The organism is Mesorhizobium sp. M7A.F.Ca.CA.002.04.1.1 (assembly GCF_004022805.1).
Taxonomy (GTDB): domain Bacteria; phylum Pseudomonadota; class Alphaproteobacteria; order Rhizobiales; family Rhizobiaceae; genus Mesorhizobium; species Mesorhizobium ciceri.
On the sequence record NZ_RZPL01000031.1, the window covers coordinates 1 to 15,159 of the forward strand.

General features: G+C 61.1%; 15 protein-coding genes. 11 read left to right on the forward strand and 4 right to left on the reverse strand.

Annotated elements, in window-relative coordinates:
* Window positions 1-1,365: hypothetical protein (locus tag ENZ75_RS03190; protein ID WP_128277884.1), on the reverse strand; the 1,365-nt coding region annotated here is incomplete at its 3' end.
* 155 nt (window positions 1,366-1,520) lie between these two features.
* Between ENZ75_RS03190 and ENZ75_RS03195 the strand changes: the two genes are divergently transcribed.
* The 10 genes from ENZ75_RS03195 (at window position 1,521) to ENZ75_RS03240 (ending at window position 10,363) form a co-directional block, all read left to right on the forward strand.
* Window positions 1,521-2,624 carry a myo-inositol-1-phosphate synthase gene (locus tag ENZ75_RS03195; protein ID WP_013533202.1) on the forward strand — a complete coding sequence of 368 codons (1,104 nt, stop codon included), beginning with the start codon at window positions 1,521-1,523 and terminating at the stop codon, window positions 2,622-2,624.
* On the forward strand, window positions 2,621-3,217 hold the full coding sequence (locus tag ENZ75_RS03200; RefSeq protein ID WP_063170151.1) for a histidine phosphatase family protein: 597 nt from the start codon (window positions 2,621-2,623) through the stop codon (window positions 3,215-3,217). Before ENZ75_RS03195 ends, ENZ75_RS03200 begins: the two co-directional genes overlap by 4 nt.
* Window positions 3,218-3,231: 14 nt before the next feature.
* On the forward strand, window positions 3,232-4,332 hold the full coding sequence (locus ENZ75_RS03205; RefSeq protein ID WP_063170150.1) for a glycosyltransferase: 1,101 nt from the start codon (window positions 3,232-3,234) through the stop codon (window positions 4,330-4,332).
* Window positions 4,332-5,135: a sugar phosphate nucleotidyltransferase gene (locus ENZ75_RS03210; protein ID WP_063170149.1), complete on the forward strand. Its 804-nt coding sequence runs from the start codon at window positions 4,332-4,334 to the stop codon at window positions 5,133-5,135. Before ENZ75_RS03205 ends, ENZ75_RS03210 begins: the two co-directional genes overlap by 1 nt.
* Before the next feature lie 2 nt (window positions 5,136-5,137).
* Window positions 5,138-5,899 (forward strand): TIGR04290 family methyltransferase, encoded by a 762-nt coding sequence (locus ENZ75_RS03215; RefSeq protein ID WP_013533206.1) that lies wholly within the window; start codon window positions 5,138-5,140, stop codon window positions 5,897-5,899.
* Window positions 5,892-6,824 (forward strand): hypothetical protein, encoded by a 933-nt coding sequence (locus tag ENZ75_RS03220; RefSeq protein WP_063170148.1) that lies wholly within the window; start codon window positions 5,892-5,894, stop codon window positions 6,822-6,824. Before ENZ75_RS03215 ends, ENZ75_RS03220 begins: the two co-directional genes overlap by 8 nt.
* Window positions 6,825-6,840: 16 nt before the next feature.
* The gene (locus ENZ75_RS03225; protein ID WP_245481124.1) at window positions 6,841-7,980 is read left to right on the forward strand and encodes a glycosyltransferase; all 1,140 of its coding nucleotides are present in this window, start codon (window positions 6,841-6,843) and stop codon (window positions 7,978-7,980) included.
* On the forward strand, window positions 7,977-8,963 hold the full coding sequence (locus ENZ75_RS03230; RefSeq protein WP_063170147.1) for a GNAT family N-acetyltransferase: 987 nt from the start codon (window positions 7,977-7,979) through the stop codon (window positions 8,961-8,963). Before ENZ75_RS03225 ends, ENZ75_RS03230 begins: the two co-directional genes overlap by 4 nt.
* A 3-nt stretch (window positions 8,964-8,966) precedes the next feature.
* A complete protein-coding gene (locus ENZ75_RS03235; RefSeq protein ID WP_063170146.1) occupies window positions 8,967-9,881 on the forward strand; it encodes a class I SAM-dependent methyltransferase in 915 nt (304 codons plus the stop codon).
* 305 nt (window positions 9,882-10,186) lie between these two features.
* Window positions 10,187-10,363, forward strand: a complete 177-nt coding sequence (locus ENZ75_RS03240; protein ID WP_081714227.1) for a hypothetical protein — start codon at window positions 10,187-10,189, stop codon at window positions 10,361-10,363.
* Here the strand turns inward: ENZ75_RS03240 and ENZ75_RS03245 are convergent, their stop codons facing one another.
* Window positions 10,364-10,927 (reverse strand): sigma-70 family RNA polymerase sigma factor, encoded by a 564-nt coding sequence (locus ENZ75_RS03245; protein WP_013533212.1) that lies wholly within the window; start codon window positions 10,925-10,927, stop codon window positions 10,364-10,366.
* 290 nt (window positions 10,928-11,217) lie between these two features.
* Between ENZ75_RS03245 and ENZ75_RS03250 the strand changes: the two genes are divergently transcribed.
* A complete protein-coding gene (locus tag ENZ75_RS03250) occupies window positions 11,218-13,329 on the forward strand; it encodes a catalase (protein WP_063170145.1) in 2,112 nt (703 codons plus the stop codon).
* Between the two features lie 74 nt (window positions 13,330-13,403).
* On the opposite strand, the gene ENZ75_RS03255 is transcribed toward ENZ75_RS03250, so the two are convergent.
* Window positions 13,404-13,898, reverse strand: coding sequence for a hypothetical protein (locus ENZ75_RS03255; RefSeq protein ID WP_013533214.1), 495 nt, complete (start codon window positions 13,896-13,898; stop codon window positions 13,404-13,406).
* 85 nt (window positions 13,899-13,983) lie between these two features.
* Window positions 13,984-15,159: Nramp family divalent metal transporter (locus ENZ75_RS03260; protein ID WP_245481125.1), on the reverse strand; the 1,176-nt coding region annotated here is incomplete at its 5' end.

Sequence of the window (15,159 nt, forward strand, 5' to 3'; positions counted from 1 at the left end):
CTGCAGCACATGCGCGGAGGTCGGTTTCGAGAGCCAACCGCGCAACGTCGCTGCGCGTTTCTCGTCCAAGGCTTCCGACGCATTGGAAACAGCCATCTCCGCGAGAGCAAGCAATGATGCACCCGGTTCGCAAGTTCGAAGATTGAGCGCACGCCAGGTCAGGTAGTTTGTGAGCTCCGCGATCAGTTTTTCCCTGGGCAGCGGCGCCTGATCCATCGTGCTGCCATCAATCCACCGTTCAACCAGAAAGACATGGCAAAGCGCGACAACTTGCGATCCGAACCCGGCTTCATGCAACATCGCCGCGGCTCGTTTCTTGCGGAGTCCGGTTTCGCCGAGGCCGGCGAATTTGACGAGCCAGCGGTCACGCCCTGCGGACGCCAGGAATTTACGCCGCTCGGTACCGCGTGGGCTCGGCGGCCAGCGTCCTTCGTCGGCATAGTGGGCGGCCCGCCACTCGCCACCAGATAGTTCGGTCAGGTTTAATTCCGGCCTGCCGACCGCCTCGGCCACCCAATCGCGCAGCGTGGGAATTTTCGAGCTTTCGGAGAAGGTGCATTCAAACGCCGTCGCCACATGTTTCGGACAGCGCGACCACGTTTCCCGAGCCTCCGGCGACGCTTCGCTGCCCGGGCCGCCTGAATGGCTGGGAAACAGGTGAATGCGGTCCGTATCGACATCCAGTTCACGCAGCCAAACGACAACGGCATGCATCGAACTGCCGGACAGGCCGGGACCCTCGTCGACAACGGCGAAACGCGCCGATGGATTGTTCTTCCAAGCGGTGATCGACCGCGGATCGGCGTTGATGTGCCTGTGGAAGGGATGGCCGATCGGACGAACGCTGAATGGCGCAGGCGCGCCAATCGAGGCCGCCACCATAGCTGCGAGCCCAAGGCCAATGCTGCGGACACCGATAACGCATGTGTTCGCATCGAGCCCCGACTTCTGCGCCGCGTCCAAATAGCTTTCGGGATAAAGCGCATAATGCGCATAACCCTCAGCGGAGCCGGTCAGAACCTCGGCCTGACAGTCGAGCCCGGCCAGCAGCTTGAGAAGTCCCGGATCGATGCCACCGCCAACGTTGAAACCGCTTCGCCACGACTTCGCTACCTCTGCCGCAAGCCCGACCAGCAGCCTGGCGCCTTGCTGTTGCCGTGGCGAAAAAATGTCGATGCCGCAGGTTCCGAAATCGACGTCGGCAAGCGCCTGAACCAGCTCCGACACGCTGATGAACAGTCCGACCAATGCAGCATGGCGTCGGATGCCATGAGACATCCGATCAAGTCTTACGGCCATTTCGCCTGCTGCTTCGCGAAGCTGTTGTGCGTCCTGCGTCCGCTTGTGGTCGCCGTAGACGATCATCGATCGGTTTCCAATGCTTGCCGTGCGGGAACGCATCGGATGCGGCTTCGATCCATGCTGTCTCGCGCAATTTTTCGATGGGTGGAGGAACATTCCGGCAAGCTGATGGTTCGGCGCCAGGAACTTACCTTTGAACAACATAGGGTGGCGGTTTCGTGGGATCGAAAAAGGTTCGTGTTGGTATCGTTGGGGTCGGCAATTGCGCATCCTCCCTGGTGCAGGGCCTCTCGTTCTATCGTCACGCTAAAAGCAACGAACCAATCCCTGGGCTGATGCATGCCGACCTCGGCGGTTACCACGTCGACGACATCGAGATTGTCTGCGCATTCGATGTCGCCAAGAGCAAGGTTGGCCTCGACGTCGCGGAAGCGATCTACGCCGCCCCCAACAACACGTTCCGCTTTGCCGACGCCATGACAACCGGCGTTCGCGTCGAGCGCGGACCGACGCTGGACGGGATCGGCAAATATTTGCGCGACGAGATTGAAGAAGCTCCCGAGCCGGTTGCCAATGTCACCGAGATCCTGCGTGACAGCAGCGCTGACGTGCTGGTTTCCTACCTGCCGGTGGGTTCCGAGGAGGCGACCTGCTTCTATGCCGAATGCGCACTCGAGGCCGGCTGCGCCTTCGTCAATTGCATACCGGTCTTTATCGCCTCACGTCCGGAATGGCGACGGCGCTTTGAGCAGCGCGGGCTGCCGCTGGTCGGCGACGACATCAAGAGCCAGGTCGGCGCGACCATCGTGCATCGGTTGCTAGCCAATCTCTTCCGTGAACGCGGCGTACGCATCGACCGCACCTATCAACTGAATTTCGGCGGCAACACCGATTTTCTCAACATGCTGGAACGCGAGCGGCTGGAATCGAAGAAAATCTCCAAGACACAGTCCGTGGCCAGCCAGTTCGATGTTCCCCTGGAGCCGGGCAACATCCATGTCGGCCCGAGCGACCATGTGCCTTGGCTCACCGATCGCAAGTGGGCCTATATAAGGGTCGAAGGCACGACCTTCGGCGGCGTGCCGCTCAATGCCGAGCTCAAGCTGGAGGTCTGGGATTCGCCCAACTCGGCCGGCGTGGTGATCGATGCGGTACGCTGCGCCAAGCTGGCGCTCGATCGCGGCATAGCCGGCGCGCTGACCGGTCCCTGCAGCTATTTCATGAAGTCGCCTCCGGAACAGTTCACCGACGCCGAAGCGCGGCAGCGCACGCTCGCTTTTATCGCAGGCAAGGACGAGCCTTTGCTCGATGCCGCAGAATGACGACGACCTTCTTTCTGATCCGCCATGCGGCACACGAAAATGTCGGCTCCTATCTGGCAGGCCGTATGGACGGCGTTTGCCTCGGCGATGCCGGTAAGGCGCAGGCAACGCAGCTTGGCTGCCGCATGGCCCGGGAGCCCATCGTCGCGATCTTGTGCAGCCCGCGCGAGCGTACCCGAGAGACGGCGCTGCCAATTGCGCTCGCCTGCGGTGTCGGAGAAATCGCGATCTGCGCCGAACTTGACGAGATCGACTTCGGCGACTGGTCGGGAAAGACTTTCGATGAGCTGAATGGCGACGCCAGCTGGCGAGCCTGGAATGATCAGCGGCAAGTGGCAAGGACACCGAGTGGCGAGACCATGCACGATGTCCAGCAGCGCGTCGTCGCGGTGATGAATGCTGTCCACGAGCAGCATCCGAATCAGTGTGTCGCCCTGGTCAGCCACGCCGATGTGATCAAGGCCGCCGTCTGCAAGGTCCTTGGCTTGCCGGCCGGCGACTGCTTTCGCTTCGACATCGATCCCGCTTCGATCACGACGATCGTATCGGGGGACTGGGGGGCGAAGCTGATCCGATTGAACGAAGTTGCCTGACGAGGATTTGCCGGATGCAGATGGTCATTTTCGGTCTTACCGTCACGTCTTCATGGGGCAACGGCCATGCCACCTTATGGAGGGGACTGATCCGAGCCCTCGCCCGGCGCGGCTGGTCCGTTACCTTCTTCGAACGCGACACGCCCTACTATGCCGGAGCGCGCGATCTTGATCGCCTGGACGGCGGCAACGTCGTGCTCTACCCGGACTGGGAGGACATCCGCCGGGTCGCGGAGCAAACAGTCAAACAATCGGATGTCGTTATTGTCACCTCTTATTGTCCCGACGCCGTGGACGCCTCGCGGCTGGCGCAGCAGGCAGGCCGCGGACTGCGTGTGTTCTACGATCTGGACACTCCGGTCACGCTTGCCCGCATCGAACAAGGTGAGCGTCCACCCTATTTCGGCCCTGAGGGTCTTGCCGATTTCGACCTCGTCCTGAGTTACACCGGCGGCTCGGCGGTCGACGCGCTGAAGACGGTTCTGGGTGCGCGCCATGTGGTGCCGCTCTATGGGCACGTCGATCCCGACCAACACCGGCCGGCAGAGAAGCGGGCCGAATTCGCCGGTGATCTGTCCTATCTCGGGACCTACGCGGCGGATCGCCAGGCCGGCGTCGAAAAGCTGCTGGTCCGCACCGCCGCGCGTCTACCGGATCAGCGCTTCATCATCGGCGGCGCACAGTATCCGCAGGAATTCCCGTGGGGCGACAACATCTTCTTCGTCAGGCATCTGCCACCGGCCGATCATCCGGCGTTTTTCTCATCCTCCCGACTGACGCTGAATGTCACCCGCGAGGCGATGGTGCAAAAAGGCTGGTGTCCTTCGGGCCGGTTGTTCGAAGCGGCGGCATGCGGGGTGCCGATCATAACCGACACCTGGCCTGGCCTGAGCAGCTTCTTCGAACCCGGCAGCGAGATCCTGCTGGCCCACGACACCGATGACGTGGTCGCGGCGCTCGCCTTGCCGGCAGATGAACTCGATGCCATCAAAACCCGTGCGCGCGAACGGGTTCTGGATGAACACACTTCTGCCCGGCGCGCGGCGGAGCTGGACCACATTCTAAACGACGCCTTTCAAAGATCTCCCCGCGAACCGATGATGGAAGCAGTCTGATGTTGGGCATTGTGCCCGCTGCCGGGCGCGGCAGCCGCATTCAACCGCTCGGCTTCTCGAAAGAGCTGCTGCCGGTAGGCAGTCGGATCGATGGACAGACGGAGCGTCCCTGCGCGGTGAGCGAGTACCTGGTGCGGCGGATGGTGCGCGCCGGCGTCGACAAGATCTGTTTCATCATCGGATCGGGCAAATCCGACATTCTCGAATATTACGCCGCCGGCTATGGTGACGCTGCGGCTCTGTTCGTGGTGCAGCCCAACCCTGTTGGACTTTGCGATGCGATTTTTCGGGCAGCGCCTCTCGTCGCGCCCGACGAGACGGTTTTGATTGGTTTGCCCGATACGATCTGGTTCCCCGAGGACGGCTTCTCCTGCCTGCCGGATAGTTCCCTATCGTTTCTGCTCTTCCCGGTGGACCGCCCGGAATTTTTCGATGCCGTGGTTCTCGACGAGGGAGATCGGGTGAAGGAAATTCTGGTCAAGCGGCAAGACGCTGCCACGAACTGGATCTGGGGGGCGTTCAAGATGCCGGGCCGGATCTTGCACCAACTCGCTGCACTCTGGCGTGAACGGGACCGGCGTGACGAATATATCGGCACCCTGATCAATGCCTATCTGGCTGCCGGCGGTGAAGCCTACGGTGTCAGGGCCGGAGTCTCCTACGTCGATGTCGGCACCTTCAACGGCTATCGCACGGCTCTTCGGCTGCTCGAAGAGGGCGTCGCATCCGAACAACGCCAAACCGCCATGCTTGTGGGTGGAGCACACCCGCATGTGCCTGTCGTTCCCGGCGAAGGAGCCTGACCATGCTGCATTCCCATGCCGAAATCCGCCGCCGTATCGATGCTCTCGGCCCATGGTTCCACAACATGGAACTGGCCGGTGTCGAAACCGCTCCCAACCATTTTCTCGGCAATTACCCGCTGATCAAATGGCGCAAATTCGCCGAGGCCATTCCCGCGGATCTGACAGGCAAGACGGTGTTGGATATCGGCTGCAATGCCGGCTTCTATTCCATCGAGATGAAACGGCGAGGTGCTGCCCGTGTCCTCGGCATTGATTTCGATGAGGCTTATCTGGCGCAGGCCCGCTTTGCCGCCGAGATCGCCAATTGCGAGATCGAATTCCAGAAACTGTCGGTCTACGACGTCGGCGCCCTGCGCGAAACATTCGATATCGTGCTGTTCATGGGGGTGCTTTATCACTTGCGCCACCCGTTGCTTGCGCTCGACCTTATCCGTGAGCATGTCGCCGGTGATCTGATGATCTTCCAGTCCATGCAGCGCGGCAGCACCGATCTTCCCGAGATGGAAGAGAACTATCATTTCTGGACGCATGACCTGTTCGACCGGCCGGAATTTCCCAAGCTCCATTTCATCGAGCACCGCTATGCCGACGACCCGACCAACTGGTGGATACCCAATCGAGCCTGCACCGAAGCGATGCTGCGCAGCGCCGGTTTCGAGATCGTTCTGCACCCTGAGCAGGAGGTCTATTTCTGCCGGGCCGCAGGCGACCCGGCCAGTGGCGGTCCCGTCTACCCCTCGAAAGGACAGCGCCATGATTGAAGCCGCGATGATCTGGAACGAGCCCAACAACAAATCGCATTGGGATCCCGAGCTCGACCCCGACTGGAGCCGCTTCGCCAGGATGGCAATCCTGGCGGCGGACGCAATCGCATCTGAAAACCCGGCTTTGACCAAAGTGCTCGGTGGCATCTCGCCGATAGACCCGGGATTCATCACCCGCATGAAGGAATTCGGCGTGCTGGATCATGTCGACGCCGTCGCCGTGCACGGCTTTCCGCTCGACTGGAACCTGTGGCAAATCCAGGAATGGCCGCAGAAGATCGGCGAGATCGCGACCGTCACCGACCTTCCCATCTGGGTCAGCGAAGTCGGCGTATCGACCTTCGGCGCCGAGGAAATCCAGGTCTGGGGGCTCAAGCGAACAGCTGAATTGCTGCTCGGCAATGCACCACGCGTCCAGTGGTACAGCCTCTACGATCTTCCGCGTGAATGGGAAGCAACGACGCGTCACCGCGAAGCCGAAGGCTCCTCTTATTACCGTCATTTCCATATGGGGCTGCTGCGCCAGGACGGCACGCCAAAGCCCGCGCTGGAGGAATTCCTGCGCTATACACCCGCAATGGGACTGGTGCAGTGGTTTCATTTCGAAGATCCGCGGCTGGACGACGCTGTCGCCTGGCTGAAGCGGCTGGGTGTCACCAATATGCGTACCGGGCTTTCCTGGGCGGACAGTTTTCGGCCGAATGCGCTGGACTGGTTCGACCGGCAGATGGAAGCACTCGCCGATTTCGACGTGACGGTCACCTTCTGCTTCACACCTCAGCATCGCGGAATGATGCCCCACCACACCAGCCCGCCACTGGTGCCGGAGGAGTTCGCGGAATTCTGCTCAACCATGATCCGCCGCTATGCGCCTGGCATGACATCCGCCTCGCTCCCCACGCGGCGGGCCTCGGCCGCGTGAAATCGTCATGCTGCCCATGCATCAGATGCCGGACTTCGCAACACCACTGACAGGTGGGGATGCGGCGCAGGGCACCGGGACGCAACCGGCCGCGACACTCACCGTCCTCAATGTCGCCTACCCTCTCGCGCCCGTCGGACCCGACGCTGTCGGCGGTGCCGAACAGGTTCTGTCGATGCTCGATCGGGCGTTGGTTCACGCCGGCCATCGATCTATCGTCATTGCTTGCCGTGGCTCCAGCACGAGCGGCACGCTTGTGGAAATACCGGCCGAAAACGGCATGCTCGACGAGGCGGCGAAGCGCCGCGCGCAAGAGGCCCATCGCAAAGCGATCGCCGCTGCCCGCGCCCGATGGCCCATCGATGTGGTTCATCTGCACGGCATCGATTTCGACGCTTATCTGCCCGACGATGGTCCGACCTTGGTGACCCTCCACCTGCCGTTGGATTGGTATCCGGCCGCGGCATTGCGCCCGACGCGTGGCGACCTCTGGCTTCATGCGGTCTCACCCAGCCAGCAGAAAACCGCGCCATCAGGCGCCAGGCTGACGGCACCGATTCCGAACGGCGTCGACATCCAAGCACTGAACCTGCCGCAGCCGAAGCGCGACTTTGCCCTGGTTCTGAGCCGGGTTTGCCCGGAGAAGGGCATTCACCTGGCGCTCGATGCAGCCAAACTAGCAGGCGTTCCGCTGGTCGTCGGCGGTAAGGTCTATCCCTACGAAACGCATACGCGGTACTTTCGCGACGAGGTCCAATCTCGCCTCGATGGCCGCCGCCGCTTCCTTGGCCCGCTCGGCTTCACCGCCAAGCGACGCTTTCTCAACGCAGCGCGCTGTCTGGTCATTCCGAGCCTCGCAGCCGAGACCAGCTCGCTTGTGGCCATGGAGGCCCTCGCCTGCGGGACCCCGGTAGTCGCCTTTCCAAATGGTGCGCTTCCCGACGTCATAGAGCACGGCAGGACGGGCTTTCTCGTCGACACGGTCGACGAGATGGCCCAAGCCATTCTTGCGGCGCCCAGCTTGGATGCCGAGACATGCAGGGCGGAGGCGCGACGGCGATTTTCGCTGGAACGGATGATCTCGTCTTACATGGATGCCTATCAGGCGCTGGCACAGCTTGGCACTGGTCGCCGGCGCTTGGCTGCGACGCCGTGAGCAAAGCGGTGCTGCGCTGCGAAATCATCGGTGACCCCGCGCAGTTCGACGCCTTGACGCCGCACTGGTGGAAACTGTGGCAGCAGAGTCCCTCGGCGACGCCGTTTCAATCTCCCGCCTGGCTGGTGCCATGGTGGCACGCATTCGCACCCGGTGAACTGGCGACAGTCGCGGTCTGGCGCGGCGGCGATCTGGTCGGGCTGGCGCCGCTCTATCTCGAGCACGGGACGGCCGGTTCGAAGCTGCTTCCGGTCGGCATTTCGCTCAGCGACTATCTGGACATCCTGGCTGTCCCTGGGATCGAAGCCGAGGTTGTCGGCATTATCAGCGAGTCGATCTTCTCGATCGGGTGGGCGCAATGGATCTTGTCGGACTTGCCGCAGGACAGCGTCGCCCTTGCGATGAAGCATCCCGAGATGGATCGGCCGACCGCCCATGCCGCCTGCCCCGTGCTCGCCATCGCCGGCGACGAAACGCTGGCAGGCTGCGTCCCCGCAAGACGCAGACGCCAGTTGCGTCGGGCGCGCCAGGCGGCATCAAGATGCGGCCGGATTGCGCTGTCATCGGCAAACGGCAGTCCGCAAACCTTCCTCGATCAATTGATCCGCCTGCACAATGTGCGATGGGCCGAACACGGAGGGGGTGTGTTGGCCAACCCCGCCGTCGAGCAATTCCATCGGCTCTCGCTTCCCTTGCTCGATGCTCATGGTCTGGTGCGATGCTGGCTGCTCGCGATCGATGACAGGACCATCGGTGCCTATTACGGATTTCACCACCGCGGCCGTGCCTACGCTTATCTGGGTGGGTTCGACCCTGCTTATGCCGAGGAGAGCCCGGGCGCGATCCTGATTGGCCACGCAATCGTGGAGTCGATCCGTGAAGATGCGCGCGAGTTCGATTTCCTGCGCGGCCAGGAGGCCTACAAATATGGCTGGGGCGCCGCCGACAGGTGGACGATGCGCAGGGTCTGGACGCGGAGTTGACCCATGAGTGTAACCGCACCGAAAGGCGCCCAGCGCCGGACATCGGTCAGGCTGGCGGTTGAAGACTGCATGGCCGACGGTATTTGCGCCGAAGGTGTTCTCGTCAGGCTGGCGCTCCACCTGCCGCCCACAATTGGGGCAGCGGAATTGGCGGAGGTCGTGCTGAAAGTCCGTCCGGCGGATACCGGCGACGCGGCAAGATTGCGGAAGGTCGCCGGACTGCTGCGCTGCAAACCAGACGTCTTTGCCATGTTGCGAGCGACGGGCGGCGCCGTTCGCCATGAGCGCAATGAGGACGAGACGAATGCCGCTGTCGTCATGCGGCTGGCGTCCAGCTTCGATGCCGCGGCAGCGATTTCGGGAGCCGCGAGTGTCCAACTGGCATCCCTCGGCGATGTGGAAAGGCTCACAGCCACGACCAACGAAATCGTCGCATGGCTGGAAGCCCGAGAATTCACCGGAAGGGAACGGAGCATTCTCGACATCGGTTGCGGCATCGGCCGTTTCGAGCGTGCGCTGTGCAGATCCTTCAAGCGGATGGTCGGTATCGATATATCGTCGCGAATGATCTCCATCGCCTCAGAGCAATGCGCCGCACTCGGCAATGTCGAGTTACGACAAACCTCCGGTCTCGATCTGGCCGATTTCGACGATGCCAGTTTCGATTGCGTGCTGGCGGTCGACAGCTTTCCCTATCTGGTTCTGGCCGGCATGGCAGAGCGGCATTTCGAAGAAATTGCGCGCGTTCTGAAACGGCCGGGCTGGCTCGCCTTGCTGAACTATTCCTATCGCGGATCGCTTTTCTCAGACCGCGACGATATCGGCCGTCTGGCGCAAGCTCATCAATTGCGGGTCCTCATCGACGGTGAGAAGCCGTTTCGATCATGGGATGGCAACGCTTTTTTGCTCGCTCGGTGAGACGGAACATTACAGCACGATGCCAGTTCGGATGTCGAGCAAAGGGCACCAACGAGTGTCCTCGATTCGAAGGAGGAGCGCGGGCTGGACGGCAATCGGATCAAGTCCGAAGGATTACGCCGCTAATCGATTGCCGAAGGACTGAACGCCACCGCGCGGGCCTGTGGTCCGCGGGGCGACCAAGGAGCAAGGAAATAAACCTGTGCAAGGGTCCGCCGGTCAGCTTCTCGGCGGTGGACACAGGCTTGTAATGCCGGGCGCTTATCACCACACTACGATCAAGGGACCGCTATCAAGAGAATGTGATGTCTCGTTCGAGCGACGATACCGCGGATCCGCATGTCGAGATGGCGGTGGATCGGGAGATTGCCTCCCTGCTGGCAGCCATAGAGCAGGAAAAGATTCCGGACCGCCTCACCAAGCTGGCGATCGAATTGCAGAACGCGCTCGTCGAGAAGCGTCGGCGCGACGTGAACAACTGACTATCTGCGGCTGTCGACCTCGACGTCGAGCTGACCGTCCGACAGCTGGTTTCTCCTCTCCATCAATGTCTCCAGCGAACTCTCCCCTAGGAGTTCAAGGATGTTGGCGCGCGCACGGTTCAGGCGGCTTTTGACCGTCCCGACCGCGCAACCGCATATGTCGGCGGTTTCCTCGTAGCTCACTCCCAAAACGCCGATCAGCATCAGCACCTCGCGTTGGTGTTCAGGCAGTCTTTGAATGGCGCCGTGAACTTCCCTGCTCTGAACGGTCCATTCCTGGGTGGCTTCCGAAATTGGTCTCGAAGAGGCGCAGTCGAGCAGGCCTGGCGCCTCCCGGGCAGCGATCTTGACCCGGGTATAATAGGTGTTGCGCATGATGGTGAAGAGCCACGACTTCATTCGCGTACCGGGTTCGAACTTGTCGATGTTGGCGAGACCCTTGGTCAGTGTCTCCTGCACGAGATCGTCAGCATCGTCGGGGACGCGGCAGAAGGTGCGGGCGAATGCCCGCAGGGCGGGTATCAGGTCAACGATGGAAACTTCATTGGTTTCCTGGTCGGCCAAAAGGCAGCCTCCGGATGACAATGGTCCAGCTCCCAGCAGAAAGAGTGTGTGAACGCAGCCTCAGCTAAATGCATGGAAGTTTGGTTCGTTCCTCTTGCTGGAGACAACTCTTCATAATTCTTCGCGGGCGGAGATATCTGTCATGCGATCGGCGCATACCATCACCGCAGCAGCGACGCCTCCTTCGACAGTGGTATCTACAGCGTCCGCTTTTTTACGGGAACAAAGCCGTTCACCGGCAGTTTGATGGCTTGCCACTTTAACCTTCCAGTATCGATCGAGGACCTGTCATGGCCAAATCCGCTCGCCCCTCCGCTCGCCAATCGGCAAGTGGACTGGATCAGAATAGCGCGCGCGGAAATGGCGGCGAGTTGCACCAGGTCGCGGGAGACGACACGCCTGTCCTTACCACGGCGCTCGGAACGCCTGTCTCCGACGACCAAAACACATTGCGGATCGGTGAACGCGGACCATCGCTGATCGAAGACTTTCACTTTCGCGAGAAGATTTTCCACTTCGACCACGAACGCATCCCGGAACGGGTCGTCCATGCCCGCGGCTATGGCGCGCATGGTTATTTCGAGACCTACGACTCACTGGCCAAATACACACGTGCCGACATTTTCCAGCGAGCTGGTGAAAAGACGCCGGCATTCGTTCGTTTCTCGACGGTTGCCGGCAACAAGGGCTCGTTCGATCTCGCCCGCGACGTGCGCGGCTTTGCGGTCAAGCTCTACACCAAGGAAGGCAATTGGGATTTGGTCGGCAACAACATTCCGGTCTTCTTCATCCAGGACGCCATCAAGTTTCCCGATCTGATCCACGCCGCCAAACAGGAGCCCGACCGTGCTTTTCCGCAGGCACAGACGGCGCACGACAATTTCTGGGACTTCATCAGCCTGATGCCGGAATCGATGCACATGGTGATGTGGATCATGTCGGATCGCGCCATCCCGCGTTCCTTCCGCTTCATGCAAGGCTTCGGTGTGCATACGTTCCGCCTCGTCAACGCCAAGGACGAATCCACCTTCGTCAAGTTCATCTGGAAACCCAAGCTCGGCATGCAATCGGTGGTCTGGAACGAGGCGGTCAAGATCAACGGCGCCGATCCCGACTTCCATCGCCGCGATCTGTGGGAGGCCATACAGGCCGGCAATTTCCCGGAATGGGAGTTGACGGTGCAACTGTTCGATCAGGCGTTTGCCGACAGTTTTGACTTCGATATCCTGGACGCAACGAAGATCATTCCCGAAGAGGTTCTCGAACCAATTCCGGTCGGTCGGCTGGTGCTCGACCGGATGCCGGATAATTTCTTCGCCGAGACCGAGCAGGTTGCATTCATGACGCAGAATGTGCCGCCCGGAATCGATTTCTCCAACGATCCGCTTCTGCAGGGCCGCAACTTCTCCTATCTCGATACCCAATTGAAGCGGCTGGGCAGTCCGAACTTTACCCATCTGCCGGTCAATGCGCCGAAGTGCCCGTTCGCCCATTTTCAACAGGACGGGCACATGGCCATGCGCAATCCGGCCGGTCGCGCCAACTATGAACCTAACTCATGGGGACTGGGACCGCGCGAGGATCCGCAGCGTGGCTTCCGTTCTTTCTCCGATGCCGAACAAGGGCAGAAAGTACGTCTGCGCGCGGAGAGCTTCGCCGATCACTACAGCCAGGCCCGGCAATTCTTCAACAGCCAGACACCACCGGAGCAGCGTCACATCGCGATGGCGCTGACGTTTGAACTGAGCAAGGTCCAGGCACCGGCGATCCGCGAACGCATGGTTTCGCATTTGTTGAACATCGATGAAACGCTGGCGACCACGGTCGCCGACAAGCTCGGCATCCGTGACATGCCCGAACCTGCCGAAGCCGCCGTTCCACCGCGCGATGACTTGCCGCCGTCGCCGGCGCTCAGCATCATCCAAAACGGGCCCGACAGTTTCGAAGGCCGCAAAGTCGGTGTCATGCTCAGCGATGGAGCCGATGTCGCGCTGTTCGAGGAACTTCGTTCCGCCATCGAAGCGGAAGGCGCGGTGATGGAGGTGGTTGCGCCCAAGGTGGGCGGCGTCGAAGCCGCCGACGGCACCCACATCGAGGCAAGGCACATGATCGACGGCGGTCCATCCGTTTTGTTCGACGCGGTGGTGCTGCTCCTCTCCGAGGCGGGCGCCGAGCTACTGGTCACGGAGGCCGCTGCGAAGGATTTCGTGTCTGATGCGTTTGCGCATTGCAAGTTCATCGGCTTCACCTCCGGGGCCGAGCCGCTCCTGATCAAAGCAGGCGTCGCTCCCGATGCCGATGAGGGGCTGAGGCGGCTGGATTCGGCAGCTTCGGTAGCTGCGTTTGTGCAGTCATGCCGCAAACTGCGGCTCTGGGCGCGGGAGGCGGCTGTCAAACTTTGATGCGATGGCGTCAGCTGTTTCCGTTGGCGCGTCCGCACTCTTTGGTTTGCCGCCAACCCAGCCGGCACCGCGGTCTACGAGCGATCTTCCTTGCTGGACGCTTGTCGCCGCTGCTTCTCCAGAACCTCGTCGGTCCCAACCAGCTTCTTTGCTCCGCCTGAAATGGTCGTGGACACCACCGAAGGCGGATCGCTCGCGGGAAAGGAATCCTCCAACCCCGCCTGCAGTTGGTCCTCGAGCGTGCGTGGTTCTTCGGACCGGCCGGGCGTTCTGCGCGTGTCGATCTTCTCCAGCGACTGTTTCTTTTTCGGCGAATCGTTGGCGTTCCGGACCAGGGCGTAAAGCTGCTCGATCGCGAGTTCCTTGATCGTTTCGAAATCGGCCCGATCGTCCTTGGCAGCCTCGATTTGATCAACCATGGCTTTCTCGAAGCGGTCGAGGCTGTCGCCTCCGCAGGCATGGGAAAGGCGCAACAGGGCTTCGTTCAGCATCAACGGAGCGAAATGTGCTGAAGCTTCAAGCCTGAGTTGCCTTAAACGGTCCGGAGTTGCGGCCTGCAACTTTGACATGGACAACCTCCTTTCTCCCAAGCGTCTCAACGGGATTTGACCGCCGATGTTCCACCGTGCCTGAACATCTGTCATGCCATGCGAGCTACAGGAACCAGCTTGCCACCAATCCCGCCGACGCCGCAAAAATCGCCAAGGTCGTCACGCCGCCCAGGATGTTCGTGCTTGTGCTGTTGACCTTGTCGCCCATGATCTTGCGATTGTTGGTCATGATGAGGATGAGAAGCAGCAGCGGCGGCGTTGAAAATCCTTGCACGATGCCGGACCAGACGAGAGCTTTCATCGGGTTGAAGCCGAAGAAATTGAGACCCACCGCCACCAGCGTTATGACCCCGATCGCGATGTAGAATTTGGGAGCCTGCCGGGGTTTGGCATGCAGGCTATTCTTCCATCCCATCGCCTGGGCGAAATCGAAAGCAGCGCCAGCGGTCATGATCGGCACGGCCAGGAAGCCGACGCCAATTACACCGGCCGCAAAGAGAATGCCGGCAGCGTCGCCGGCAAGCGGCCGCAGCGCTTCGGCCGCCTGTGCCGCTGTCTCGATCTGCGTGTGTCCGGCCTTGTAGAGCGTCGACCCGGTCGAAAGGATGATAAAATACATGATCAGATTGGAGAACGTCATGCCGATTAGGATATCGCGGCGGGATCGGCGCAGTTCACCCTCGGTGGCGCCTTTGCGCTCTTCGAGGCTCGTTCGACCCTTGGCGATCTCCTCCTCCACCTCCTGATTGGACTGCCACGTGTAAAGGTATGCGGAGAGAGTGGTCCCGACGATGGCGACGAGGATGGACAGGTACTCTCGGCTGAACTCGATTTGTGGCAACAGCGTGCCACGCAGGATGGAAGCGGCATCCGGTTTGGCAAGCACCGCGGAGACCACATAGGCAAGCAGAGCCAGAGCCAGCCACCGGAACACATTTCGGATCAATTTGTACGATCCGAGCACCTGCAGGGCAAAAATGACGACCGCAACGGCAGTGACGACCAACGGAGCAGGCAGCGGAACGAACAGCACAATAGCCGCCGACATGGCGCCAAGGTCGGCGGCTGCCTCGATCGTGTTGCCAATCAGCACGCCCACCAGCACGGACCATAGCAGCCAACGCGGATAGAGGTCCGATATGACCTGGAAAAGCCCGCGACCCGAAACCTGGCCAAGTTTGGATGAAAGGTAGACGACGAGATACATCATCGGCAGCGTGACAGGTGCCGTCCACAGCAGGTCGGGGCCGAACCGCGCTCCGGCGCTGGCGTAGGTACC

What these genes read in the sequence shown, in the direction of transcription:
- ENZ75_RS03200 (WP_063170151.1), top strand. Translation starts at nt 2,621, where the DNA reads ATGACGACGACCTTCTTTCTGATCCGCCATGCGGCACACGAAAATGTC.
- ENZ75_RS03205 (WP_063170150.1), top strand. Translation starts at nt 3,232, where the DNA reads ATGCAGATGGTCATTTTCGGTCTTACCGTCACGTCTTCATGGGGCAAC.
- ENZ75_RS03210 (WP_063170149.1), top strand. Translation starts at nt 4,332, where the DNA reads ATGTTGGGCATTGTGCCCGCTGCCGGGCGCGGCAGCCGCATTCAACCG.
- ENZ75_RS03215 (WP_013533206.1), top strand. Translation starts at nt 5,138, where the DNA reads ATGCTGCATTCCCATGCCGAAATCCGCCGCCGTATCGATGCTCTCGGC.
- ENZ75_RS03220 (WP_063170148.1), top strand. Translation starts at nt 5,892, where the DNA reads ATGATTGAAGCCGCGATGATCTGGAACGAGCCCAACAACAAATCGCAT.
- ENZ75_RS03225 (WP_245481124.1), top strand. Translation starts at nt 6,841, where the DNA reads ATGCATCAGATGCCGGACTTCGCAACACCACTGACAGGTGGGGATGCG.
- ENZ75_RS03235 (WP_063170146.1), top strand. Translation starts at nt 8,967, where the DNA reads ATGAGTGTAACCGCACCGAAAGGCGCCCAGCGCCGGACATCGGTCAGG.
- ENZ75_RS03240 (WP_081714227.1), top strand. Translation starts at nt 10,187, where the DNA reads ATGTCTCGTTCGAGCGACGATACCGCGGATCCGCATGTCGAGATGGCG.
- ENZ75_RS03250 (WP_063170145.1), top strand. Translation starts at nt 11,218, where the DNA reads ATGGCCAAATCCGCTCGCCCCTCCGCTCGCCAATCGGCAAGTGGACTG.
- ENZ75_RS03255 (WP_013533214.1), bottom strand. Translation starts at nt 13,898, where the DNA reads ATGTCAAAGTTGCAGGCCGCAACTCCGGACCGTTTAAGGCAACTCAGG.